The organism is Streptomyces sp. NPDC048389 (genome assembly GCF_040706335.1).
Classification (GTDB): domain Bacteria; phylum Actinomycetota; class Actinomycetes; order Streptomycetales; family Streptomycetaceae; genus Streptomyces.
On sequence record NZ_JBEZKP010000004.1, the window covers coordinates 212,290 to 235,274 of the forward strand.

23 protein-coding genes and 4 pseudogenes are annotated in these 22,985 nt (G+C 69.3%); 7 read left to right on the top strand and 20 right to left on the bottom strand.

The features are described 5' to 3' along the window. The 5 genes and pseudogenes from AB0903_RS05250 to AB0903_RS05270 form a co-directional block, all read right to left on the bottom strand. A pseudogene (locus AB0903_RS05250) lies at positions 1-225 on the bottom strand (tyrosine-type recombinase/integrase); the annotation flags it as partial. Between the two features lie 102 nt (positions 226-327). Beyond that, positions 328-873: an HAD domain-containing protein gene (locus tag AB0903_RS05255; protein WP_366699171.1), complete on the bottom strand. Its 546-nt coding sequence runs from the start codon at positions 871-873 to the stop codon at positions 328-330. Positions 874-905: 32 nt separating this feature from the next. Next, a complete protein-coding gene (locus AB0903_RS05260; protein WP_366699173.1) occupies positions 906-1,598 on the bottom strand; it encodes a class I SAM-dependent methyltransferase in 693 nt (230 codons plus the stop codon). A 1-nt stretch (position 1,599) separates the two neighbouring features. Next, complete coding sequence (locus AB0903_RS05265; protein ID WP_366699175.1) at positions 1,600-2,511, bottom strand: aminoglycoside phosphotransferase family protein; 912 nt, start codon at positions 2,509-2,511, stop codon at positions 1,600-1,602. A 78-nt stretch (positions 2,512-2,589) separates the two neighbouring features. Then, the gene (locus AB0903_RS05270) at positions 2,590-3,339 is read right to left on the bottom strand and encodes a hypothetical protein (protein ID WP_366699176.1); all 750 of its coding nucleotides are present in this window, start codon (positions 3,337-3,339) and stop codon (positions 2,590-2,592) included. A 223-nt stretch (positions 3,340-3,562) separates the two neighbouring features. Between AB0903_RS05270 and AB0903_RS05275 the strand changes: the two genes are divergently transcribed. Together AB0903_RS05275 and AB0903_RS05280 are read left to right on the top strand one after the other, a co-directional pair. Then, positions 3,563-4,918, top strand: a complete 1,356-nt coding sequence (locus AB0903_RS05275) for a tetratricopeptide repeat protein (protein WP_366699178.1) — start codon at positions 3,563-3,565, stop codon at positions 4,916-4,918. Between the two features lies 1 nt (position 4,919). Then, entirely contained in the window at positions 4,920-5,450 is a 531-nt protein-coding gene (locus tag AB0903_RS05280) for an NUDIX domain-containing protein (RefSeq protein WP_366699180.1), read from the top strand. A gap of 153 nt (positions 5,451-5,603) precedes the next feature. Here AB0903_RS05280 and AB0903_RS05285 read toward each other — a convergent pair whose 3' ends face one another. The 9 genes and pseudogenes from AB0903_RS05285 to AB0903_RS05325 all read right to left on the bottom strand — a co-directional run bounded on the left by AB0903_RS05285 (position 5,604) and on the right by AB0903_RS05325 (position 12,460). After that, positions 5,604-7,337 carry a diadenylate cyclase gene (locus AB0903_RS05285; RefSeq protein ID WP_366699182.1) on the bottom strand — a complete coding sequence of 578 codons (1,734 nt, stop codon included), beginning with the start codon at positions 7,335-7,337 and terminating at the stop codon, positions 5,604-5,606. Between the two features lie 68 nt (positions 7,338-7,405). Then, positions 7,406-7,699 carry a hypothetical protein gene (locus AB0903_RS05290; protein ID WP_366699184.1) on the bottom strand — a complete coding sequence of 98 codons (294 nt, stop codon included), beginning with the start codon at positions 7,697-7,699 and terminating at the stop codon, positions 7,406-7,408. Then, positions 7,692-8,249 (bottom strand): IS3 family transposase, encoded by a 558-nt coding sequence (locus AB0903_RS05295; protein ID WP_366699186.1) that lies wholly within the window; start codon positions 8,247-8,249, stop codon positions 7,692-7,694. The genes AB0903_RS05290 and AB0903_RS05295 overlap by 8 nt, the downstream gene beginning before the upstream one ends. After that, positions 8,246-8,554, bottom strand: a complete 309-nt coding sequence (locus tag AB0903_RS05300; RefSeq protein ID WP_366699188.1) for a transposase — start codon at positions 8,552-8,554, stop codon at positions 8,246-8,248. Before AB0903_RS05300 ends, AB0903_RS05295 begins: the two co-directional genes overlap by 4 nt. 120 nt (positions 8,555-8,674) lie before the next feature. Continuing rightward, positions 8,675-9,912, bottom strand: a pseudogene (locus AB0903_RS05305) (IS701 family transposase). Positions 9,913-10,098: 186 nt separating this feature from the next. Continuing rightward, a complete protein-coding gene (locus AB0903_RS05310) occupies positions 10,099-10,404 on the bottom strand; it encodes a hypothetical protein (RefSeq protein WP_366699190.1) in 306 nt (101 codons plus the stop codon). Positions 10,405-10,532: 128 nt separating this feature from the next. Next, positions 10,533-11,068, bottom strand: a pseudogene (locus AB0903_RS05315) (tyrosine-type recombinase/integrase); the annotation flags it as partial. A 141-nt stretch (positions 11,069-11,209) separates the two neighbouring features. Continuing rightward, positions 11,210-11,320, bottom strand: a complete 111-nt coding sequence (locus AB0903_RS05320; RefSeq protein WP_366699192.1) for a DUF6193 family natural product biosynthesis protein — start codon at positions 11,318-11,320, stop codon at positions 11,210-11,212. A 159-nt stretch (positions 11,321-11,479) separates the two neighbouring features. Further along, positions 11,480-12,460 (bottom strand): LysR family transcriptional regulator, encoded by a 981-nt coding sequence (locus AB0903_RS05325; RefSeq protein WP_366699194.1) that lies wholly within the window; start codon positions 12,458-12,460, stop codon positions 11,480-11,482. A gap of 197 nt (positions 12,461-12,657) precedes the next feature. Between AB0903_RS05325 and snpA the strand changes: the two genes are divergently transcribed. Next, on the top strand, positions 12,658-13,317 hold the full coding sequence (snpA, locus tag AB0903_RS05330) for a snapalysin (protein WP_366699196.1): 660 nt from the start codon (positions 12,658-12,660) through the stop codon (positions 13,315-13,317). Between the two features lie 81 nt (positions 13,318-13,398). Here the strand turns inward: snpA and AB0903_RS05335 are convergent, their stop codons facing one another. The 5 genes from AB0903_RS05335 to AB0903_RS05355 all read right to left on the bottom strand — a co-directional run bounded on the left by AB0903_RS05335 (position 13,399) and on the right by AB0903_RS05355 (position 17,541). After that, the gene (locus tag AB0903_RS05335; RefSeq protein WP_366699198.1) at positions 13,399-13,845 is read right to left on the bottom strand and encodes a DUF6304 family protein; all 447 of its coding nucleotides are present in this window, start codon (positions 13,843-13,845) and stop codon (positions 13,399-13,401) included. 117 nt (positions 13,846-13,962) lie between these two features. Further along, positions 13,963-14,199, bottom strand: a complete 237-nt coding sequence (locus AB0903_RS05340) for a hypothetical protein (RefSeq protein WP_366699200.1) — start codon at positions 14,197-14,199, stop codon at positions 13,963-13,965. A 49-nt stretch (positions 14,200-14,248) separates the two neighbouring features. Beyond that, the gene (locus AB0903_RS05345; RefSeq protein WP_366699202.1) at positions 14,249-14,830 is read right to left on the bottom strand and encodes a dihydrofolate reductase family protein; all 582 of its coding nucleotides are present in this window, start codon (positions 14,828-14,830) and stop codon (positions 14,249-14,251) included. Positions 14,831-14,991: 161 nt separating this feature from the next. Further along, entirely contained in the window at positions 14,992-16,023 is a 1,032-nt protein-coding gene (locus AB0903_RS05350; RefSeq protein WP_366699231.1) for a family 2 encapsulin nanocompartment cargo protein polyprenyl transferase, read from the bottom strand. Between the two features lie 99 nt (positions 16,024-16,122). Next, positions 16,123-17,541, bottom strand: a complete 1,419-nt coding sequence (locus tag AB0903_RS05355) for a family 2B encapsulin nanocompartment shell protein (protein WP_366699204.1) — start codon at positions 17,539-17,541, stop codon at positions 16,123-16,125. A gap of 147 nt (positions 17,542-17,688) precedes the next feature. On the opposite strand from AB0903_RS05355, the gene AB0903_RS05360 reads away from it, so the two are divergent. Beyond that, positions 17,689-18,618 carry a pyridoxal-phosphate dependent enzyme gene (locus tag AB0903_RS05360; RefSeq protein WP_366699206.1) on the top strand — a complete coding sequence of 310 codons (930 nt, stop codon included), beginning with the start codon at positions 17,689-17,691 and terminating at the stop codon, positions 18,616-18,618. A gap of 4 nt (positions 18,619-18,622) precedes the next feature. On the opposite strand, the pseudogene AB0903_RS05365 reads toward AB0903_RS05360, so the two are convergent. After that, a pseudogene (locus AB0903_RS05365) lies at positions 18,623-20,222 on the bottom strand (Na+/H+ antiporter). A gap of 40 nt (positions 20,223-20,262) precedes the next feature. Between AB0903_RS05365 and AB0903_RS05370 the strand changes: the two are divergent. From AB0903_RS05370 to AB0903_RS05380, 3 genes are all read left to right on the top strand, one after another. Next, a complete protein-coding gene (locus AB0903_RS05370) occupies positions 20,263-20,523 on the top strand; it encodes a UBP-type zinc finger domain-containing protein (protein WP_366699208.1) in 261 nt (86 codons plus the stop codon). Positions 20,524-20,765: 242 nt separating this feature from the next. Next, on the top strand, positions 20,766-21,179 hold the full coding sequence (locus AB0903_RS05375) for a hypothetical protein (protein WP_005312080.1): 414 nt from the start codon (positions 20,766-20,768) through the stop codon (positions 21,177-21,179). Between the two features lie 23 nt (positions 21,180-21,202). Beyond that, a complete protein-coding gene (locus AB0903_RS05380) occupies positions 21,203-22,117 on the top strand; it encodes an RNA polymerase sigma factor SigF (RefSeq protein WP_366699233.1) in 915 nt (304 codons plus the stop codon). The last annotated feature ends 868 nt before the right edge of the window (positions 22,118-22,985 follow it).

Below are 22,985 nucleotides of genomic sequence, written 5' to 3' on the forward strand. Positions count from 1 at the left end.
TTCGGGGGGTCGGCCCACCCCCCGGCCCGCCCCGGGCCCGTCTGGGCCGCCGAGCTCGGCGTCCATGACGGCCCGGGTGCGGTCTTCTTCCCCCGGCGACAGGTGCGCGTAGATCCGCAGCATGATGACGGCGGACGCGTGCCCGAGGACGAGCTGCCGCTGCTTGACGCTCGCGCCACCGGCGATGAGCGCGGAGGCGTGGAAGTGCCGCAGGTCGTGGGTGACCGCGTCCGTACTCAGCCGACCTTCCGCACGTCTTGGTCGAGTGGGGCACCATGCTCATCAGGCTGATGCCCTCGCTGCTCGTGGCAGCGAGGGCATCAGTCGTCAGGCGGCGTGGGCTGCGGGCAACTGCGAGGCCCACGTCGTGACCTCGGTCAGGTGCTCGGGCTGCAGCCCGAGGTGCGGCTCGGGCTGAATGAGGATGGTCGCCGTTCCCTTCGCAGTGCGCTCCACCGCCCATTCATGGTCGAGACCGGTGAAGTCGTCATCGATCCAGACGGCGGGGGCGTCGCCCAGCCAGGCGTCGACGTGATCGCGCTTCCACAGGTAGCCGTTGGGGTGGCTGGTGGTGATCTGCGGACGTGGGAGATCGATGTACGGCAGCGTCGGGAGGCCCAGGAGGGGCCCGATGAGGGTGGTGGCGTCCTGGCGCCAGCTCGTGCACCAGACCGGGGTGACCAAGCCGGTGCGGACGACGTCCATGAGCAGGCGGCCGTGGTCGGGGTTGAGCCAGACCGTGACCGGGTTGTCGGCGCTGCGGCCGGCGGGGACGACGTCGTGGCGAGCGTGTGTGGCTGGGGTGGTCCCATCCGCGTCGGGGAAGGGTATGAGGACGCCGTCAACGTCGAGGAGCAGGTACGGCGGGCGCATTGGTCCTCCAGGGGCCGGAGAGAAGGCGGCGGTCAGAGCTTGCGAGCGCGGATCAGCATGGTGGTGGGCCAGTGGCCCATGCGGGCGTCGTGGAACTCCTGTGCCGAGGTGAGCCAGAAGCCCGCCCTGCTGAGGTGCTTCTCCCAGCGGTCCGTGGAGAACTCCCAGCGGGCGATGGGTAGGCGGGTTCGATCGGGAAGAGTGACGTGGTCGCGGCGGGGCCGGTCGTCGCCCGAGGGGCTTCGGCCGCCGCGCTGCGGGTGAGGGACAGAGAAGACGAGCACCCGGCCGGGCGTGAGGCGCTGGGCCACGGCCGGCAACAGGAGCTCGGGGGCGACGAGGCCGACGGCGCCGAATACGGAGTAGATCGCGTCGAACTGCTCGTCGGACGCGTACAGGTAGTGCAGGGCGTGGCCGGCGACGAAGGTGAGGTTGTTCAGCCGTCCGTAGTGCGAGCGGGCCCGGCGGACCTGGAGGCCGACCAGGTCGACGCCGGTGACGCGGGCTCCGTGGCGGGTGGCGAGGTGGGAGGCGTTGTGGCCGGGGCCGCAGCCGAGTTCCAGGAGTCGCTTGCCGCGCAGGTCGGAGCCGAGGATCTCGGCTCCGGGACCTTGGCCGGGTCTCGTGGTCCATTCCATCCGGGCGGGTACGGAGAGGGGTTCGGCGAGTCCGGTGACGGTGCGTTGGAGGGCGTGGGCGTGCCAGGGGGATGCCTGGGCGAGCACGTCAGATCTCCAGGAGGTGGAGGACGTCGGTGAGGTGGCGGCGGACGGCCTTGAAGTAGGCGGGGTCGGTGGCCGGGTCGTCGATCCAGCGGATGGACTGCTCCATGAACCACTCGACGGCCCACATGCGGTGCCAGCCCAGGGCCCAGTTCTCGGCGGTGAGCCCACCGCGCGGGGCGAGGGCGTCGGGGGTGCCGCCGGCGGTGACGTACTGCTCCAGAAAGACGCGCAGGCGCACGAGGTGCGGGGGTTCGATGGTGCCGTGCCAGCTGGCGAGGTCGAGCAGGCCGGGGCCGGTGAAGGCGCGGGCGAAGTCGAGCAGCCGCCACCCGCGCTCGCCGATGTGGAGGCTGGTGGGGTGGAACTCGGAGTGCACCCAGCCGAACGGTTCCAGCGTCGCTCCGGCCGAGCGGGCCTCGGCGGCCTGGGCGATCCTGTCAAGCGCGTCCTCGACGTCGTCGGCGTCCTGCCACCGATCGGCCTTGCGCAGCCGTTCGAGATGCTCAAGCGCCCTGGTCGGCAGCGTCCGCAGCCGGTTCTGGTCGAGTACGGGCAAGGGCGGAGCCGTACGGGTGCCGTGCAGGATCACGGCCGCGGCGACGCCGTCGAGGTCGTCGGCCTCGCGGATGGACGGTCCGAGGTCCTCCATGAGCATGCCGAGCCAGCCGTTCAGGACGGCGGAGGCGTGGACCTGGGGGACGGGTACGCCGAGGGTGTGGGCCAGGCGGAGGGCCTGGTCCTCGCTGTCGAAGGGCTTCTTGGCGTACTTGAAGATGGCCGTGGAGCCGTCGGGGAAGGTCACGCGCTCGACGCCGGACATTGACCACACGCGGACCTCCTCCCGTACGGCGGTGGCCTGGCCGGTCATGGTGAGCAGGTTGTCGAGGACTTCGGCGCTGGGGTTCGTGGTCATGCGGGGGCTCCGGGGATGGGTGGTGGCGTCCGGGGCGGGCGAGGGATGCCCGCCCGCCCCGGAGCCTGATCGGGTGGGTTACGCGGCGGGGTTCACGCGGTGGGCGTAGACCTGCTCGATCCAGCCCGCCTTGAACGCGGCGAGGTCGTCGCGGAAGTTCGCCATCGAGGCACCGTAGGGCGCGACCACGCCGCCGGACTGGTCCGGCACGGACTGGCAGCCGTGCACGAGCCGGCCGCCGAGGGCGGCGTGGGCCTTGATGGACTCGATGCGGCGGTGCTCGTTGAACCAGCCGCCGTGGTAGACCTCGTCGAGCATCCCGCCCACCTCGTCGCCCAGGTCGAAGACGACGGAGGTGGCAGCGGGGAAGAACCAGCACGGGCCGACGTTGGAGATGTGCCCGTCGAGCTCGACCTTGTTGAGCGCCATGAGCGTGGCCGCCTCGCGGAGCATCCGCAGGTGCTCGGCGGTGATCTGCGGCAGACCGAGGCCGGCCAGCTGCTCGTCGCGGAAGAGGTACGCGTACACCTCGTACGCGGTGGCCAGGACGCGGGCCGCGTCGGACGTGGACTCGCTGTGCTGCTTGATGAAGTCGAGCGCGAGCTGCTCGACCGCGCTCTCGGTCGTCTCGTCCTTGTCCAGGAGCTGGGACTTGACCAGCTCCCAGTCGGCGACGAGCCAGGTGTTCGACTCGAAGCGGAAAAAATACTCGGCCGGGTCGATGGTGATGCGCCGGCCGTCGACCTGGATGCCGGGCAGGCGGCTCCAGCGCGGGTCGAACGCCTCGGGCAGCTCGACCGTGATGGCCGTGGTGTCGATGGTGGTCACCGTGTCTCCGTCTCTGATTGGCCGGGTTCGGGCACAGGAATGCCCGAGCCTGGTGTGGGCGTACGGAACTTCGGGGTGCCGCCCGGACCAAGGGGGAGCCTGGATCACGGTCGCGCCGTTCCGGGCGGCTGCTGATAAGTGAACCGGTGGTCACGCTGAGTGGGTACGGTGGAAGGCAGTTGAAGCGGTATACGCGGTTTACAGCTCCGGAGTGGAGGCGATCGTGGCGGCGCCGAGAGAACCCAACTCCCGTCTGCGCGACGTCATCGCGGCGGTCGACTGCACCTACGAGGCCCTCGCCAGGGACGTGCGGCGCATCGCGGCCGAGAACGGCGAGATCCTCCAGACCAACAAGTCGGCCATCTCGCACTGGGTGAACGGCACCCGCGCCCCGTCGGGCCGGGTAGGTCAGTACCTGGCCGAGGCGCTGTCCCGCCGAGCGGGGCGCACGGTCACCCGGACCGAGATCGGCCTCCAGGCCAGCGATGACGAAGCGCCGGCGGAATCCGACCCCGTCCTCGCCGCCACCGACCTGGGCCGCGCCGACGTCGAGCGCCGCCGCTTCCTCGCCATCGCGGCCTTCACCACCGCCGGTGTCGCCATGCCGCTCGGATACGACCACGAAGCCACTGCCCGCATGCTCCGCGCCCGCACCGGCACGTCCGTGGTCGGCGCAGAGGACGTGGACGTCGTACGGCAGATCACCGCGGCCTTCAGCGCCGCCGACGAGCGCCTCGGCGGCGGGCACGGACTGACCACCGTCACCGCGTACCTCGCCGACACCGCCGCCCCCACGCTGCACGGACGCTTCCCCAACGAAGCCTTACGCCGGGCCGCCTTCGGCGCCGTCGCCGAACTCGCCTACCTCGCAGGGTGGAAGCACCACGACCTCGGCCAGGAAGGCGCCGCCCAGCGCTACTACCAGGTCGGCTACAAGCTCGCCTGCGAAGCCGACCCCCACGGCCACGCCGCCTGGATGATGCGCGCCCTCGCCCACCAGGCCCTCAGCCTCAAGCAGCCCCACCACTGCGTCGACCTCGTCGAAGGCGCCCTACGCACAGGTCTCGGCCACGTCGACGGCCAGACCGAGGCCCTCCTCCACATCACCCACGCCCGCGCCTACGCAGGCACCGACGAGAACCCGTCGGCCGCACGCGCCCTGCTCGCAGCCGAAGACGCCCTCCTACGGGACGACGGCCTCCAGCCCAGCTACTCCCGTGTAAGCGGCCCGGCCGCCGGCACCGTGGCCAGCCACACCGCCCGCACGCTGACCGATCTCGCCGACCACATCGGTACCGAGCAGCAGCACCGGGACGCTCTCACTCGCTGGGACCCTGCGAAGTACAAGCGCGTCCACGCCCTCGCCCACGCCGACCTCGGCGACAGCCTCGCCGCCCAGGCCCGCGCCGACGAAGCCGTCGCCGCCTGGACCCAGGCCCTGGTCCTCATGGAAGGCATGACCTCCGACCGCACGCGCAAGGCGATCACCTCGATCCGCTCCACCCTCGCGGTCTACCAGCGCCGCCGCGTTCCCGGGGCCGCCGATCTGGCCCGCCGCGCCCGCGAAGCCCTCGCCTAACATGCCCAACAACCCGCCCGACGAAGGGAACACCGTGACCCAGCAGACCGACGACCAGCCCAAGGCCCTGAAGCCGGCGCTCGAATCGATGACCCTGCTGGTCGCCGCCGTCATCGTCCACGACACGGCTACCAACCGCGTCGTCCTCCTCCAGCGCAGCGAGAACGCCAAGTTCGCCCAGGGAATGTGGGACCTCCCGGTCGGCAAGAGCGAGCCGGGCGAGCCCATCACCGAAACCGCGGTCCGCGAGCTCTACGAGGAGACGGGCCTTACAGTGAAGCCCGAGTCCCTCAAGGTCGCCCACATCATCCACGGCGCGTGGGGCGTCGAAGCCCCCAACGGTTTCCTCACGGTCGTCTTCGCCGCCCACGAATGGACCGGCGAACCCGAGAACCGCGAACCTCGCAAGCACTCCGAAGTCCGCTGGGTCGACGCAGACGCGGTGCCCGACAATTTCGTCGGCACTACTTCTAGCGCCCTTCACCGATACCTCACGGGAGGCCCGGAGGTCTCCCTCAACGGCTGGCACTAGAAGGTCAGCTGCGACCCGACCAGCTGCCAGAGCCTCCCTTCGCTTCAATGGAACCCGAATCCTGACAAGGCACCGATCCTGTTCTCAACAGAGCATGGATTAGCAATGGACGGCCGCAGTCCTAATCTAGGGCACTCGCACACCTTGACACGGTCATAGCCAGTATGAATCGTTCATATCTGAATCCGACTGCAGATCCGACTTGATAATTCGCAAGGTGCGATTCCGTTCTTCCCACTCATCCACTCGCGCTCGGGCGCGATTCAGTGCTTCGCACTGGGCACTCGACAAGTAGAAACACAACGATTTTACTGCATCCCAAGCCTCGTTACACCCTTTAAGATTGAGCGACTCCGCCGAAGCAGCAGCAAGATAGCGCTCAACGGCATCGATCACGATCTGCTTCTCGATACGTGGATGTAGTTGCGGCAGGATGTTAATTACGCCGTCCGAGCTGTAGACAACGACAATCGTCGGAGGCCGATCACTGTCGAGATACCGAATGGCATTGTTAAATCGACTGCCGCGAGCTGGATCACCCCGGCCATGGGCAGTGCCATCGAGAATTACACCGATAGCATGACACCGACCTCGTGGGTCAACGAGCACCGCACCATCCATGTCTGTCAGCTGTGTCAATAGCTCAGACGTTAGCCGAGTCGGCTCAATAGACCACGACTGTGGCGATAGGCGTTCAGCTTCGCCCGCAGCATCGCCCGAAATAATAAGCATCGCCCCGTGCCTATGCTTACCTGCGGCTAGCGCGGCCTCGCGTAGGGCATCATGATCGGCTTCAGGGAAGAAGCGATTCAGGAGATCTTCGAAGTACTCTTCATCCAGTACACGCGCTGGCAAATGCGGGACACCGTCACGCATCGTCAGTAGCACTTCACCCGCGTGCGAAAACTCCCAAACGCCTCGCGCAGTGAAGCTGACAGCAAACACCGTTTCGCTATCAGCGTCATAATCAGGCTTCACGACCCCAAGGCCGTAGACACTTTCACCATCCGACAGTAGGTCCGACTGGGATCCGCTGGCCTCCAGAAGCTTTCGCACGGCCGGCACATTACGCATTTCCACCGGGTGCTTAAGCCTCAAGAATACCTCAATAGCCGGATGATTCTGCTTGGCGATGACAATTCGCCCCGCTCCTGGCCGCCCCTCATACGGCAGTGCGGAAAGACCACTCAGCAGCAAGTGGTTCTCACTGCCAAACCAGAATCCAGCGCAATACAGCATGGAGCGGACCATCGCTTCGGTGGCACTCCTAACAATCTCATCCGTGCCATCCAAAAACAAACCCGAACCAGCATCAGGAATAAAGAGGGATCGGGCTGAACGACCAAGGACCTCCCGAATTACGGCATGCACTAGCGACTGATGAACAGCGAGTCGATCACGCTCCTCGGTCTTGATTTGAGGAACATCTCTAAGAGCCGCTTTATCGATGCTGATGACCACATGGACTTCATAGTCATCAACTCGGACCGACCCGCTCGAAAAGAACTTCCTCCCCTGCTCTCGCGGCATTGCCTCAAAGGCTTCTTCGAGCGCATTCGCGCGCATCCTGTCGCGTAGCTCCCGATGGCGCTGTTCATGCACATGAGCAACACTGTGGATCATGTTGCGATCAGGATGGTCATCGTAAAGCTCGACCGCTCGCCGCCTCACCTGCCCTAGGCAATCGGGAGAGTAAGGGCCATCCTCAGGCTCAATGCATACGTCAAATTCATGTTCACCGGCGGCCCTGAAACCAACGAGCACCACATCAGGATTCCCAGTAAATCCGATCGCTTCAAGGGTCGACTTGGCCCGAGCCTTTACCAAAATTCTAAAGTGAGGCTGATAGGCCCACATGAACTGTCGAATATAAAGCCGCTCCCCCATGCTTACCCCTCAACGTGCCATAACCGTTCCGGTTACCGCTGTTCTGTGCGGCTTCGCCGCGCCTGGCATCATGCAGCCCCTCCAAAGAGTTCGGCCGCTTCGGTGAAGTCATCGGCTAGATTCTTCTTGTCCCGCTCCACAAAATCCAGCTCGCCCTTGCTGTCACGGTCGGTCCAATAGTGACCCTTCAGGCGTCTCGCCGGGTTGCCCGATACATCAAACACGGCTGAGCCGTGGTGAATTCGACTGCGGTGCTCGACACGCAAATCAGGCTTGTTGAGATACATGTAGGCCAACACGAGAGACCCATCAATCTCCGACACCTCAGCCAAAGCAGATGCGGACTTCGACTCGTCAGTCATCAGTTTCACGGTGACCAGAGAGGCAGCCCAGACTGGACAGCACCAGGTCGGCGTCCGCGCGGGCGGACGTCTCCCAGGCCACCACCCGGCGCGAGAACGCGTCCCGGATCGCCGAGAGCCACAACGGCCCCTCCCCGGTGGCAATCATCGTCAGGTCAGTGACCCACAACCGGTTCGGTGCCGGTGCCGTGAAGTCACGGTTGACCAGGTCCGGGGCGAGCGTGGCCTTCGGATCCCGACGCGTGAAGCCCTTGCGGCGCGGGCTGATCCCGGCGAGATCGGCCTCGCCCATCAACCGCTCGACCCGCTTGCGCCCGACGTGGACGTCCTCGCGTTTGAGGGCTGCGTGCACGCGCGGCGAGCCGTAGATCCCGCCGGAGTCGGCGTGGATCTGCCGGATCTGTTCGGTCAGCTCGACGTCCCGGCGGCGCCGTTCGCACGGCTCACGCTCGGCACGACGCCAGCGGTAGTAGGTGGAGGAGGCGATGTGGAGTTCCCGTAGTACGCACTCGACTCCCAGGCGGGGATGCTCGTCGAGGAGCGCGGTCACCTGGGCCGGGTCAGGTCGAGTTGCGCCGCGAAAAACGCTGAAGCTGTCCGCAGAACCTCGTTCGCCCGCTTGAGCTGGACGTTCTCCTTACGCAGCGCGGCCAGCTCGGCCCGCTCATCAGTGGTCAGCCGGTCGTCACGCTCGCCGGCATCCGCCTCGGCCTGACGGATCCAGCCACGCAGGGCCTCCGGGTGCACGCCGAGATCGACGGCGAGCTTCTTGATCTGGGGCTTCGGATCGGACGTGCGGTACATCCGTACCGCACGCTCACGCAACTCCAGCGAGTACTTTCTGGGCGCAGCCATGGTCGATGTTCCTCTCATGAGAACCATCTGACCCTCTGTCACCATCCGCCGCATCTCGGGGGAACCTCAAACCCTCACCCTTCGTGTTCGTGGCACACCTCCAGCCGTAGATCGTGATCTTCATGTCTGGGATGCGGCTTGCCGCCGGTAGTGACTGGTGCGTGATCGTGCCTGGTGGCGGCGGCGCCAGTCGGACCAGGCAAGCCGGTGGGCCGCGTCGCGTATGGGCCGGACGACGAGCGCGATGAACAGGTGGCAGATCTCGTTGCAGGACAGCGGGATCAGCCCGTCCGGGGCGGGATGGCGGGCGTGTTCGTCAGCGCGGACGACGGCAAGGAAGGCGTGGGCGAGCATGACCAGGGTGACCCAGCGGGCCCACGAGGGATAGCGGCGGAGTTGGTGCTCGTCCAGCCCGGCCAGGCCCTTTCCGGACTGAAAGGTTTCCTCCACCCGCCATCTCGACCCGGCGACGCGAACCAGCGTGCCAGGGGCACCGGAGCCGGCGACCAGCAGCGGTAGTAGGCCAGTTCACCGGTTGTGCGATTGCGGCGGATCAGCAGCTGATGGCTGCCAGGACGGGGTTCGGCCAGGTCGATGACGGCCCAGTCGTAAAAGCGGTGGCCCTTGGCGCCGGCCCCGGCCGACAGCTTCTGCCAGGCCCGCTTGGGCACCTTCACGGCCAGGGCATCCGCGCGGAACTTCCCGGCATCGGTAGTGACTTCGGCCGAGCAGGCGACGGCGAGCACGTAGCCGACCTGGCGCTCTTCCAGCGCGGAGCGCAGCTTCGGGTTGCCGCCGTAGACCTCGTCGCCCGCGACCCAGCCCACGCGGTGCCCGGCGTCAAGGAACCGGCCGATCATGCGGGCGGCCAGCTCCGGCTTGGTCGCGAAGACGGTGTCCTCATTCAGTCCCGCAGCCCGGCAGCGGTCCGCGTCGCACGTCCACGAGCGCGGAATGTACAGCTCACGGTCCACCGCCGCGTGTCCGCGTCGGCCGGCGTAGACGAGGTAGACGGCGACCTGAGCATTCTCGATCCTCCCGGCGGTGCCGGTGTACTGGCGCTGGACCCCGACGGTGTGCGGGCCCTTCTTCACATCCCCCGTCTCATCGACCACCAGCACCGCACCCTCGTCGCGCAGATGATCCAGCACGTACTCACGCACGTCATCGCGCACGGTGTCCGCATCCCACCTGGCCCGGCCAAGCAGGTGCTGCATGCCGTCCGGAGTGGCCTCCCCAGCCCACTCCGCGATGCTCCAGCAGTCTTTGCGCGGCAGGTCCCAGAGCAGCCCCAGCACCAAGTCCCGTACCCGACGCCGGGGTTCCACCCGCGCGAACCGGCCCGCTATCCGGGCCATCAGGACCTCGAACCCCTCCTGCCACCGGGCAGGGTCTACGCTGTGACCCGCGGCCACCGCAAGATCGTTAGTCTTCACACACCGATGATCAGCGGTGGCCGTGCCCGTTTCGCAGCCCCCAACCCCCACCAGCAAGATCGCGGTTTCACGGCTGGGGTACTGACCAGGGCAGTGTTCGCAGCAGCTCTATTCGCCCGGGGCGATGTGGTGGACCTTGACGTCGAACAGCGCGAGCTCGGGGTCAGCGCCCACTTCACGGAAGAGCCGAGGTGCTGCCGGGCCGTCTGGGGCCGCGCGCATAGTTTCGAGGGCGGCGCGGTCCCGCCACAACGTCTGAATACGCCACCTCCCGTCCTGCCCGCTCAGCAGCTCGGTTCGTATCAGCCCCTCGGGCAGAGGGTGGGCGACAAGCTCACGGTAGGCCGCGACAAGGTCCGCTTCACGCTCAGTCGGGACGACCGCGCTGACCTCGGTCAATATCTGTCCGGTCATGACCCTCGCCTCCCTTACTTCCACGCTACGCGACAGGCCCTGGTGCCGCCCTGCATACCATCCCGACGACCAACAAGATCACGATCTACGGCTGGAGTACTAGGAGACCAAGAAGGCTTGATCTCAGCCTAGGCCGCCTGACTCGCACTTTCGCGGGTCTGGCCACCTACCGGTCCGCACCCGGTCCGCAGGCCGCCGAGCACGGCGTCCATGACGGCCCGGGTGCGGTCTTCTTCCCCCGGCGACGGGTGCGCGTAGATCCGCAGCATGATGACGGCGGACGCGTGTCCGAGGACGAGCTGCCGCTGCTTGACGCTCGCCCCGCCCGCGATGAGCGCGGAGGCGTGGAAGTGCCGCAGGTCGTGGGTGACTATGTGGGCAGCTCGACGGGTTTGCGGCCCTCGCGCTCGGCCGCCTCGTTCTCCGCCGCCCGGAGAGCCCTGCGGGCGCAGTTCCCTTCGGTCTTCCAGCGGCGGTAGTCGAGGGGCTCGCCCTCCTCCATCGTGAAGAGCCACTCCCTGGAGGGGCGCGCGGCGAGATGCCCGAGGAGCGCGTCAACGACGGCCTCGCCGACAGGGACCGTCCTCCGAGACGTGCCGGTCCTCGGCGGGCCGATCAGACCGGACTGCAGCCGCCGGCGTTCGACGCGGATCGTGCCGCTCTTGCCGCAAGCACGTCCTGCCCTGCTCGTGAAGCGCAGGTCAGACCACTGTGGGTGGCCTGTTGGACTTCCCCCTCCGCGGTCGTCCGACGGGGAGCCAACTGACCACGGATCGGTGACGGCCTGTGACGTGGTTCACGCTCGTCATCCATCTTGTTCGGCGGTTCCCGCGACGGCCGGACCGCGATCGGTGGGGAGGTGGCACACCGCCAGGGCGACGGCTTCCCCGGCTGTGGTTGCCTCGCCCGAGAACATCGCCGGAGAGGGGAGTGGCTGAAGATCACGGGCGTGGCCCTGGTCGCCGTCCTGTGCGCCAAGTACACCCCCTCGCGCACCGCTTCCGGCGCACAGGCCCGGTGCGCCGGACCTGTCCGGTGGCGCAGGAGGGACGTGCGGCGCGCCTCCGCGCGTGGGTCACGCCGCCGGCAGCGGGGCCGGTGTCGCCGTCGCCAGGAGCGGGCTCTTGTTGCGCATCAGCCACTGCCGGTACTCGACCGCCCGCAGCGCCGCCTCCCGGTACGCGGCGGTCAGGTCCGCGTACACCGCCTCGTGCAGCTCGGCGGACGGCCCGGGTCTGGAGAACAGCAGCAGCCGTACGGCGAGGGGGTCCCCGCTGAGCGGGCGGACGGCCATGTCGTCGCGCGGCAGGGACGTCGGCTGGCAGGGGGCCACCGCCTCGCCGACGGCGATCAGTGAGGCCGCGGTGTGGTAGTCGCCGTGCAGGACGGGGGGATCGATGCCCGCGGCGCACAGCACCCGGCGCAGCCCGTCCCACTCACCGTCCACGGTCGGATCGACCATCCAGCGGTCGTGGGCGAGCTCGGCGAGATCCACCACGGCTGCCGCGGCGGCGGGGTGGTCGCACGCCATGGAGATGAACTGCGGCTCCCGCTCGACGAGTACGCGTAACGACAACCCGTGAGGCACCAGCAGCGGGCATCCCTCCACCTCGTGCACGAAGGCGACATCGAGCTGGCCGGCGGCGACCATCCGCAGCAGCGCGTTGGCGGACACGTCCACATGGAGTGAGATGTCGGTTCCGGGCAGCCGCTGGCGCAGCCGGCGCAGCCACCCGGCGAGCGCCCGGCTCGCGGTCGAGCCGATGCGCAGCAGAGGCCCTCCCGCGCCCGCCGCGGCGGCCTTCGCCTCCACGACGAGGGCGCTCATCTCCGCCACGAGCGGCCGGGCGCGGCTCAGTACGGCACGGCCGAGCGGCGTCGGCCTGCAGCCGGTGCGCTCCCGGGAGAAGAGCGGCGCGCCCAGGAAGTTCTCGATGCGGCGCAGTTGGGTCGTCAGGGACGGCTGGCTGACTCCGAGCTGCCGAGCGGCTTTGTGCACGCTGCCGGTGTCGGCTATGGCACACAGCGCACGCAGGTGCCTCACCTCGAGCTCCATGCATGCGAGCGTAGGGCCGCACCAACTGCCACACCAGACACCCTGGTCGGGGCAGGTCGGGCGGATCGGGACAGGCCGCGGTCCGCCCCCCGGGGATGCGCCTGCGCTATCCCCCGCCGGCATCATCCGCCGGGGGGCACGCCTCACCAAGACTCTGGGCTACCGAAGTTCGTTCAACGGACGAGTAGGAGCCCCCCATGCGTCACCTCAGAGCGTTGATCTCCGCCGCCCTCGGCCTCGGCCTCGCCGCCGCCCTCGGTACCGTGCCCGCCACCGCCGCCGACTCCCCCGGGACCGCGGTGACATCGTCCTCGCCCGCCTCGTACGCCGCGTACGAAGGCTCCGCGCAGGACGCGAGGGCGACCCGCGCCTTCTTCGACGCCGTCGTGAAGTCGGTCGCCGAGAAGCGCGCCGCCACGCCGGGCGCGCAGGCCGTGACCGTCGTCTACAACGCGAGCAACGCGCCCGGCTTCCGCACCCAGATATCCCGTAGCACTCAGATCTGGAACAGCTCGGTCAGCAATGTGCGGCTGGTGGAGGGCTCGGGCGCCGACTTCGCCTACTACGAGGGCAACGACCCACGCGGCTCGTACGCCAGCACCGACGGGCACGGCCGCGGCTACATCTTCCTGGACTACCGGCAGAACCAGCGGTACAACTCCACCCGCGTCACGGCCCATGAGACGGGGCATGTGCTCGGTCTGCCGGACCGCTATTCGGGTCCGTGCAGCGAGCTGATGTCGGGCGGCGGCCCCGGCACGTCCTGCCAGAACGCCTACCCGGACTCGCAGGAGCGCGCCCGGGTCGACCAGCTGTGGGCCTACGGGCTCGCGGCCGCGATCGCCAAGGTCTCCTGACGCCGGTCCGGCCACGGTCAGGGGCGCCCCGCAGTGCTCGGGCGGGGCGCCCGTCGCGTCCGGGTGCCTCCCGGGTCCCGGTCAGGTCCCTGCCGGCTCGCGCTGTCCGAGCCTGGTCCCGGGCGGCAGTTGACGGCCGACGCGGCCGAGCGCGTCGTTGAAGTCGCCGTCCCCGACCCCCGCCTCGTACGCCGTGCCGCCGTAGTGGAGCGTCAGGTTGAGGTCCGCCCGGTCGAGGGGCGGGTCGCCGGCAGTGGGCTCGCCCAGCGTCAGCAGGCAACTGAGTGTGGCCTGCTGGACCGTGCCGTCCGGGGCATGGACGGGCAGCGGCATGTCCCATTCCAGGACACACGAGGCCAGGACTTGCGAGGCGTCCACCGCCGTGAGAGCGGCGAAGGTCGCCCCTTCGTAATCAACACCTCTGATGCTGGTGCGCAGTTGGCCGCCGCTCGCCGATATGGTGACCGATTCCGCGCCCTGCCGGTCGCGGTACCAGCCCGCCCAGGCTTCCGTAGACTCCGATGACATGCGCGGACTGTAGCGGTACGGCCGCCTCGGCCGCTCCCCAGGTGCCCCTCCGGTGCTCGACTGCCCCCTTCGGGCCCTCCTCAGCCACCGGTCGGACACTCCTCAGGATGCTCCGGCCTACCGACCGGCGGGACCGTCCCGGTTTCCGGAGGGAGCGCCCCCGGCCTCCGGTGGCACATGGAGCGGGCAGTCAGGGTTGCGGCAGGGGCCCGGCTTCCACACCGGGACGTAGGCCCCCAGTGTCTTGTGGCGCTTCGCCACCGCGACCACCGGCTGCCCGCACTCCGGGCATGTGAACGAGTGCTCCGGGTCATGACTGGTCTCAGACGGTTCAGGTGCTCTGGTGCTGCCCATACGTCCAGAATATGCCGGTACGATCCCATCCGGCGGCTCGGCCCGCCTGTCAGTTCCTTCGGCTGTACTGCCTGACGATCACGCCGTTGTCGAACGTCCGCACCGCCCCCGGGAAGAAGTCGGCGATCTGGAACGGTGCCGCGAACATGGGCATCCCGGACCCGAGCACGGCCGGATAGGTCTTGATGACGAGCTCGTCGACCTCGCCGATGAGCTGACCCGCGAGATTGGCGCCCCCGCAGAGATAGATGTCCAGGCCCTCTTCCTTCTTGAGTTCCCGGACCACGCTCACCACGTCGCCGGAGACGATGCGCACGTTGGGGTCGGGGGACTCCTGGATGCCGGCCGACACCACATATTCACGCAGGTGCGCATAGGGGCTGGTGATGCCGGCCTTCAACGCCAGGTCGTAGCTGGCGCGGCCCTGGATGACCGTGTCGTACCTCCTGTTGGGCACGTCGTCGACACCCAGGGCGCGGCGGGCGGCGGTCGGCAGGGCGTCGGGGCACTCGTCCCTGAAGTACTCCAGGAAATCGCCGGTCACGAACTTGGTAAAAAAGTCCGCCTCGCCGTCCGGCGCCCCGATGAAACCGTCGATGGAGGCCGCGATGAAGTAGCTGAGCTTTCGCACTCTGAATCCTCTGTCCGTCGGGACCGATGAGGCGGCCGACGGCCGGGCGAGTCTGGCGGACGGCCTCGTCCAGTTCGACGGCCGGGCAATGACCACTTCACGCATAGTGCTGTGGCCACAGTGGTCGTCGCAAGTGCTTTCACCGAGGATCGGCGGCTCGATCAGCGGTTGCGGCGAGTGACGAACTCGGCCAGCGACAGCAGATCCTCTGCCGCCGCCAGGTCCGGGACCGCCCGCGACAGCTCACCGACCGCCCTGGACATCCGGTCCCCGGCTTGCAGCTGGGCCCAGTCCCGCCCGCCTGCCCGCTCCACGGCATCGGCGGCACGGCGGATCGCCGCCGCGTCCATCGAGCCGCGATACAGCTCGGCCAGCTCAGCGCCGGCCGCGGTGCCCGAGGAGAGGGCCGCGACCACCGGCAGGGACTTCTTGCGCGCGGCGAGATCCGCGCCGGCCGGTTTACCCGTCCGCTCCGGGTCCCCCCAGATCCCGATGAGGTCGTCGATGAACTGGAACGCCAGGCCGGCCTCCCGCCCGAAAGCGTCCATCGCCGCGACCTCCTCCGCTCCCGCGCCCGCGTACAGTGCGCCGAGCGCGCAGGCGCAGCCCAGCAGGGCCCCGGTCTTGGCCGTCGCCATCGCGAGGCACTCGTCCAGAGTGACCTCGTGCGGTGGGCGTTCCTCGAGGGCGCAGTCCGCCTGCTGCCCCGCGCACAGTTCGATGACGCACGCGCTCAGCCGCACCGACGCCGCCGCGGAGGCCCGATGCCGGTCGCCCGCGAGCAGTCCGAGTGCGAGCGCCGACATCGCGTCCCCGGTGACGATGGCATCGGGGACACCGAAGACACTCCATGCGGTGGGCCGGTGCCTGCGGGTGGGGTCCTCGTCGATCACGTCGTCGTGCAGCAGGGTGAAGTTGTGCACGAGTTCCACGGCGGCGGCCGCCCGCACCGCCTGCTGCGGGTCGCCGCCCAGTGCCCGGCAGGCGGCGAGCACCAGCGCCGGTCTGACGGCTTTGCCGGCGGAGCCGGTGGCCTCGGTGCCGTCGGCCCGCTCCCAGCCGAAGTGGTAGCCGGCGACCCGCCGTACGGGCGCGGGCAGCGATGCGACGGCGGCACGGAGTTGGGGCTCGACGGCGCTGCGGCTGCGCTCGAGGAGGTCGACGGCGTCACGGCCCTCGACGGTGTCCGGCATGGTCAACTGGGCGGTCCCTTCCTGATGGTGGCTTCGCCTCTCGCGGCGAGGACACGGTGGCGGCGCCGCGTCCCCGGCAGTCACGTCATGGAGGGCACGTCACCGCCAGCGGCTCACCTCCACGTTCTCCAGGACGCCCAGCGCGTCCGGGACGAGTACCGCCGCCGAGTAGTAGGCCGTGACCAGGTACGAGATGATCGCCTGCTCGTCGATACCCATGAACCGCACCGACAGGCTCGGCTCGATCTCGTCCGGGATGCCGCTCTGCTGCAACCCGATGACGCCCTGCTCCTCCTCGCCGGTACGCATGCAGATGATGGAGGTGGTCCGGGCCTCGGAGATCGGGATCTTGTTGCACGGGAAGATGGGCACACCACGCCAGGCGGGCACGTGGTGGCCCGCGACGTCCACACTGTCGGGAACCAGTCCGCGCCTGTTGCACTCGCGGCCGAATGCGGCGATGGCGCGCGGATGGGCGAGGAAGAGCTTCGAACCGCGGCGCCGCGAGAGCAGTTCGTCCATGTCGTCGGGGCTGGGCACACCGTCGTGCGGCTGCAGCCGCTGCCCGTAGTCGCAGTTGTTCAGCAGGCCGAACTCGCGGTTGTTGACCAGCTCGTGCTCCTGCCGCTCGCGCAGCGCCTCGACGGTCAGGCGCAACTGCTGCTCGGTCTGGTTCATCGGCTGGTTGTAGAGGTCCGCGACCCGGCTGTGCACCTTCAGCACCGTCTGGGCGACGCTCAGTTCGTACTCCCGCGGCGCCGCATCGTAGTCCACGTAGGTGTGCGGCACGACGGCTTCACCGACATGGCCGGCCGACAGGTCGATCGCCGCCTCGCCGTACTTGTTCGTCCGCTGGTGTGGCACCGCGGCCAGGTTTGCCAGATGAGTGCGCAGCGGCTCCGCCCGTTCTGCCAGGTTGAGCACGTCGGCCCTGGTCAGGACGAGGACCGTACAGGCGGTCGCGGCGCGTGCCGTGTACTGCCAGACCGCGTCGCCGTCCAGTAGTGCCTGGTCGCCGAAGTAGGCACCGTCTGCGAGGACCTCGACGACCGCCTCGTCCCCGTAAGGGCCCTCGCCGACCTGCTCGACCCTGCCATGGGCGAGGAGGAAGATCCTGTCGACCGCCTCCCCGCCGGTCGCCAGCACCTGACCCGGCGCGAACTCGTGCTGTTCGCACCGCAGCGCGAGCTCGGCGAGCGCCGCCTCGTCGCCGAAGTTCCGTAGCGGTGGCAGCTCACCGAGCTCCGCGGGGATCACCTGGACGCGATCCGCGGTCTGGACGAAGGTGACCCGCCCGTCGCCGACCGAGTAGGTGAGCCTGCGGTTCACCCGGTAGGTGCCGCCCTGGACCTGGACCCATGGCAGCATGCGCAGCAGCCACCGTGAGGTGATCTCCTGCATCTGCGGGGCGGACTTGGTGGTGGTTGCGAGATTCCGTGCGGCGGCGGTGCCGAGACTCTGTTGCGGTGACTGCCCGCGCACGTCCTCGCCTACGGAACCGACCGAACCAACCGTCATGGGACTCCCTCTCGATCATGTGCTGACCTGCAGAGCAAGCCTTTCATCGCAGTCTGTAAGTACGCTATTACACAAATGAGTGTGACTGAATCACCGTGGCCCGGGGCAGTAGCCGGAATCATTCGCACGTACGGCCAGAATGAACCCATGCCGCAGAGAAGCCCCGAGCCCGCCGCCGTGTTGCGGCCCCGGCTGCCGTCACCGCTGCAGCCGGTCGAGGACGTTCGCCTCTCCCGGCACGGGGTGCGCCTGCTCCTCAAGCGCGACGACCTGATCCACCCGGATCTGCCGGGCAACAAGTGGCGGAAGCTGGCCCCGAACCTGCGTGCCGCCGCCGGCCGGCCGGTGCTGACGTTCGGTGGCGCCTACTCCAACCATCTGCGCGCGACGGCCGCCGCGGGCCGGCTGCTCGGTTTCCCCACGATCGGCGTCGTACGGGGCGACGAACTCGCCACACGCCCGCTGAACCCCTCCCTGACCCGGTGCGCCGCGGACGGCATGCGACTGCTGTTCGTCGACCGCGCCACCTACCGCGCCAAGGACGACCCCCGGACACTGGATCGGATACTCGGGCAGGCGGCGACGGACGACGTGTACGTGGTCCCCGAGGGCGGCAGCAACGCGCCGGCCGCCACCGGTTGCGCCGAGCTCGGTCGGGAACTGCACGGTCTCGCGGACGTGGCGGCCGTCGCGTGCGGGACGGGCGGCACCCTTGCGGGGCTTGCCGCCGGCCTGGGCGCCGGGCAGCGGGCCGTCGGCTTCCCGGTCCTCAAGGGCGGATTCCTGGCGGGGGCGGTGCGCGCCCTCCAGGACGCGGCCTTCGGCGGCCCCGCCGGCGACTGGTCCCTGGACGAGCGGTTCCACTTCGGCGGATACGCCCGTACGACGCCCGCACTCGACCGGTTCGCGGCCGACTTCGGGGCCCGCCACGGGCTGCCCGTGGAGCGCGTCTACGTCGCCAAGATGCTCTACGGACTGGTGGAGCTCGCAGCGGAAGGCGCCTTCGCACCGGAGACGACCGTCGCGGCGGTCATCACCGGCCAGGAGCACGGTGCGGCTCCCGGCCGCACCGGGTGACGGCTCAGGCCGTCTCCTCCCGGTACGCGGCCGCCTCCTCCAGGTCCAGCCGGCGCAACAGGGTCCGCATCATCTCGTCGTCGATCTCCCGCCGGTCACGCAGCTCGACGAAGACGTCACGCTCGGTGGAGATCATTTCCCTGGCCAGCCGCCGATACACGTCGTCCGCCGACTCCCCCGTCTCGGCGTTGACCGTGCCGAGGCGTTCCCAGACGGCATTCCTGCGGCGCGCCAGCACCGCCCGCAGCCGGTCTTCCAGCGGTTCCGGCAACCTGTTGCGTTCGTCGTCGAGCAGCTCGTCCAGCCGCCGTTCGGCCGCCGCGGACGCCTTGCTCTGGGCCTGCGCCTCGGCCAGCGTCTCCGCCTGGACGTCGCGCCACGGAATCCTCAGCGCGCGGATCAGCGACGGCAGGGTCAGTCCCTGCACCACCAGCGTCCCGATGACCGTCGTGAAGGTGAGGAACAGGACGAGGTTGCGGGCGGGGAAGGCGTCGCCGTCCGGTGTCGTCACCGGGACCGAGAAGGCGATGGCGAGGGACACGACTGCGCGCATGCCGGCCCAGCCGACGATCAGCGGAGCGGTCCAGCCGGTGTCCGGCTCACGCTCCCTGATCCGCCGGGACAGCATGCGCGGCAGGAACGTCGCCGGGTACACCCAGACGAACCGCACCACGACCACGGCGGCGAACACCCCGGCCGCGTACAGGAGCGCTTCGCCGAGGCCGTAGTCGCCCAGCTCGTCCACGACGAACGCCAGTTGCAGGCCGATCAGCGCGAAGACGGCGGACTCCAGGACGAAGGCGACCACCCTCCAGACCGCTCCCTCCTGGGAGCCTGGTCGCGAAATCGACCTGCCAGGAGTGATGGCCCAGGTACAGCGCGACGACGACCACCGCGAGCACCCCGGACGCGTGCACCTGCTCCGCGGCGGCGTAGGCGATGAACGGGATGAGAAGCAACAGCGTGTTCTGCAGCAGTGCCTCTTTGAGGTGTCTGCGCAGCCAGTGGATCGGCAGCATCAGCGCCACGCCGACACCCACCCCGCCGAGCGAGGCGAGCGCGAACTCCTCGAGGCCGCTGCCCCAGCGCGCGCCGGCGCCGACGGCGGCGGCCAGCGCCACCTTGAAGGCGGTGATCGCGGTGGCGTCGTTCACCAGTGACTCGCCCTGGAGGATCGTGGTGATCCGGCCGGGCAGCCCGAGCCGGCGCGCGATCGCCGTGGCGGCCACGGCGTCCGGGGGCGCGATCACCGCGCCCAGCACCAGGGCGGTCGGCAGCGGCAGGTCGGGCACCAGCAGGTACGCGAGGCAGCCGACCGCGACCGTCGCGAACAGGACACAGCCGACCGAGAGCAGCGCGACGGGACGGATGTTGGCCCGCAGGTCGAGGTACGAACTCTCCAGGGCGGCCATGTGCAGCAGCGGCGGCAGCACCAGGGGCAGCACGATGTGCGGGTCGAGGTGGTAGTCGGGGACGCCGGGCACGTACGAGGCGACCAGCCCCGCGGCCACCAGAAGCAGAGGCGCCGGCACCGGCGTCCGGCGAGCCGCCCCGGCCACCGCGGCGCTCACGGCGATCAGCCCCACCAGCGGCAATGCTCCCATCACACCGACCTCGCTCCGACTACGTCGTAATCTGGCAATCATGAGCGAGTGCCCGCACATAGCCGAACTGCCGCGCCCCGAGCCGCAACCGCTGACCGACACCTGTCCGGAGTGTCTCGTGGCCGGCAGCCACCCCGTCCAGGTGCGACTCTGTCTGGTGTGCGGGCACGTCGGCTGCTGCGACTCCTCGCCGCACCGACACGCGAGCGCGCACTTCCACGAGACCGCACACCCGGTCATGCGCGCTTTCGAGCCGGGACGGCCCTGGCGGTGGTGCTTCGTGGACGGTTCGATCGTCTGAGCCCTGGGTACGTCAACCATCCCCCGCATCCGCTCAATTGGCAGGCGCAGACCACTAGCCACTGTGTGTGTTCATCGGCTTACATTGAGTGACAGTCATCACCATGGGGTCCTGGCGACACGGCACCATGGATCGCGATAGCGTCGCCAGGCCAGACCTGGCTGCGTGATCGACCACGTAACGCACGGCCGCGGGCCATCGCCCCCGGCCCGGAGAGAGCTTGTGCCACCTTGGAGGTGAGGGTGTCCCATATCGCAGGCGAGCCCGGGACCCAGGACTTCGTGGAAGTCCGGCTGCCCGCTGCGGGTGCCTACCTGTCCGTGCTGCGAACGGCCACCGCCGGCCTCGCAGCGCGCTTGGACTTCACCCTCGACGAGATCGAGGACCTGCGGATCGCGGTGGACGAGGCGTGCGCGATCCTGCTGCAGCAAGCCGTCCCCGGATCCGTTCTGAGCTGTGTGTTCCGGCTCGTCGACGACTCACTGGAGGTGACGGTCTCCGCGCCCACCACCGACGGCCGGGCGCCGGAGCGCGACACGTTCGCCTGGACGGTGCTCTCCGCACTGGCCGGCAAGGTCGACTCGTCGGTCGCCGACGACCGTACGGTCGCCATCAGCCTGTACAAACAGCGCGGCGCGGGACCCGGGCCGGCGTGAGCAACGGAAACGGGGACGGTTCGATGCGGGAGGACGAGGAGCGGAGCCCGAGGGCGCTGAGCACGTCGCCCGGCATCCCTGACCAACAGGCGCGGCCGCACCCGGTGGTGGACGAACCTGAGGGCCGTACGGCCTCGGCAGAGCGGGCGGACCGTATGAGCGAGCACCGGCAGCACCCGGACCCCCATGACCGCAGCAGGGCGCGGGCGATGTTCATCGCCCTGCGCAGCCTGCCCGACGGGTCGCCCGAGCGGGCGGAGCTGCGGAACCAGCTCGTCCGGATGCATCTGCCGCTGGTCGAGCACCTGGCGCGGCGGTTCCGCAATCGCGGCGAACCGCTGGACGACCTCACACAGGTCGCGACGATCGGCCTGATCAAGTCGGTGGACCGGTTCGACCCGGACCGCGGCGTCGAGTTCTCGACGTACGCGACACCGACGGTGGTCGGCGAGATCAAGCGTCACTTCCGCGACAAGGGGTGGGCGGTGCGCGTGCCGCGCCGTCTGCAGGAGCTGCGGCTCTCGCTGACCACGGCCACCGCCGAGCTCTCCCAGCAGCACGGCCGCTCCCCGACCGTGCATGAACTGGCGGAGCGTCTCGGCATCTCCGAGGAAGAAGTCCTGGAGGGCCTGGAGTCCGCGAACGCGTACTCCACGCTGTCCCTGGACGTCCCCGACACCGACGACGAGTCCCCCGCGGTGGCGGACACGCTGGGCGCGGAGGACGAGGCCCTCGAGGGTGTCGAGTACCGGGAGTCCCTCAAGCCGCTGCTGGAGGGTCTGCCGCCGCGTGAGAAGCGCATTCTGCTGCTGCGGTTCTTCGGGAACATGACCCAGTCCCAGATCGCGCAGGAGGTCGGCATCTCGCAGATGCACGTCTCCCGTCTGCTGGCGCGGACACTGGCGCAACTCCGCGAACGCCTCCTCGTCGAGGAGTGACCGGGCGAAGCCCGGTGAGTCCGGCTTACGCCTCCGGGCGCGGCCCGGTCCAATGCGCCCGGCCCCGGGCGCCGGGCGCATTGGTCCGCCTGGCGTCCGGGTGCCGCGCGTCCGGGCGGGGCCGGGTGACGTTGCCGGTCCTGTCCGGGTGACGTTGCCGGGTGCCACCCGGACCATGCGCCCGGCGCCCGGGGCCGGGGGCACCAGGTGTGGCCCGGTCCTGTCCGCCTGGCGTCCGGGTGCCGCGCGTCCGGGCGGGGCCCGGGTGGCGTTGCCGGATGCCACCCGGTCCAATGCGCTCGGCGCCCGGGGCCGGGGGCACCAGGTGTGGCCCGGTCCTGTCCGCCTGGCGTCCGGGTGCCGCTCCGGTGGTCGTGTCCGGGACTGCTTTCCTCACCGCGCTTCGCGCGAGTTGCGACGCTTTACGTCCCGGACACGACCCCCTGCGCGTCCCCCTCCCCCGACGCGACGGTTTCGCCCCCGCCCATGGACAAGTGCAGGCAGGGAGCAGCGCCTCCCCGAAACCGGGACTCCAACCCCATCCCCCGCAGGGACGCGCCCCGGCGGGCCGCACGCGCCCACGGGCCGCAAACCGGGGCCTGGCCCGTCCCGACGACAGACGCCCCCCGGCGAGCAGCCCGCAAGGTGTCCTGACCCCGACGAGGTGCGGGTCAGCTGCCCACCGGGCCGTCGCTTCGACTCGGTCCCCCAGTCGCCCGCGCACCGGCCCTGGACGGGGAAGGACCCACCGGCCTCAAGGGCGACCACGGGCGAAAGGGGCGCCACCGGACCGGAGGGGGGCGGGGTCGCAGGAGGGGGGTGTCCGGAAGTAAAGCGTCGCAACCCGCGCGCAGCGCGGTGAGGAAAG

Bases quoted from the DNA above. Each gene is read 5' to 3' on its own strand.
- AB0903_RS05370 (WP_366699208.1), top strand. From the start codon at position 20,263: ATGAGCGAGTGCCCGCACATAGCCGAACTGCCGCGCCCCGAGCCGCAA.
- AB0903_RS05310 (WP_366699190.1), bottom strand. From the start codon at position 10,404: ATGACCGGACAGATATTGACCGAGGTCAGCGCGGTCGTCCCGACTGAG.
- AB0903_RS05355 (WP_366699204.1), bottom strand. From the start codon at position 17,541: ATGACGGTTGGTTCGGTCGGTTCCGTAGGCGAGGACGTGCGCGGGCAG.
- AB0903_RS05255 (WP_366699171.1), bottom strand. From the start codon at position 873: ATGCGCCCGCCGTACCTGCTCCTCGACGTTGACGGCGTCCTCATACCC.
- AB0903_RS05280 (WP_366699180.1), top strand. From the start codon at position 4,920: ATGCCCAACAACCCGCCCGACGAAGGGAACACCGTGACCCAGCAGACC.
- AB0903_RS05360 (WP_366699206.1), top strand. From the start codon at position 17,689: ATGCCGCAGAGAAGCCCCGAGCCCGCCGCCGTGTTGCGGCCCCGGCTG.
- AB0903_RS05320 (WP_366699192.1), bottom strand. From the start codon at position 11,320: ATGTTCTCGGGCGAGGCAACCACAGCCGGGGAAGCCGTCGCCCTGGCG.
- AB0903_RS05350 (WP_366699231.1), bottom strand. From the start codon at position 16,023: ATGCCGGACACCGTCGAGGGCCGTGACGCCGTCGACCTCCTCGAGCGC.
- AB0903_RS05265 (WP_366699175.1), bottom strand. From the start codon at position 2,511: ATGACCACGAACCCCAGCGCCGAAGTCCTCGACAACCTGCTCACCATG.
- AB0903_RS05290 (WP_366699184.1), bottom strand. From the start codon at position 7,699: ATGACTGACGAGTCGAAGTCCGCATCTGCTTTGGCTGAGGTGTCGGAG.
- AB0903_RS05335 (WP_366699198.1), bottom strand. From the start codon at position 13,845: ATGTCATCGGAGTCTACGGAAGCCTGGGCGGGCTGGTACCGCGACCGG.
- AB0903_RS05340 (WP_366699200.1), bottom strand. From the start codon at position 14,199: ATGGGCAGCACCAGAGCACCTGAACCGTCTGAGACCAGTCATGACCCG.
- AB0903_RS05325 (WP_366699194.1), bottom strand. From the start codon at position 12,460: ATGGAGCTCGAGGTGAGGCACCTGCGTGCGCTGTGTGCCATAGCCGAC.
- snpA (WP_366699196.1), top strand. From the start codon at position 12,658: ATGCGTCACCTCAGAGCGTTGATCTCCGCCGCCCTCGGCCTCGGCCTC.
- AB0903_RS05380 (WP_366699233.1), top strand. From the start codon at position 21,203: ATGCGGGAGGACGAGGAGCGGAGCCCGAGGGCGCTGAGCACGTCGCCC.
- AB0903_RS05300 (WP_366699188.1), bottom strand. From the start codon at position 8,554: ATGGCTGCGCCCAGAAAGTACTCGCTGGAGTTGCGTGAGCGTGCGGTA.
- AB0903_RS05285 (WP_366699182.1), bottom strand. From the start codon at position 7,337: ATGGGGGAGCGGCTTTATATTCGACAGTTCATGTGGGCCTATCAGCCT.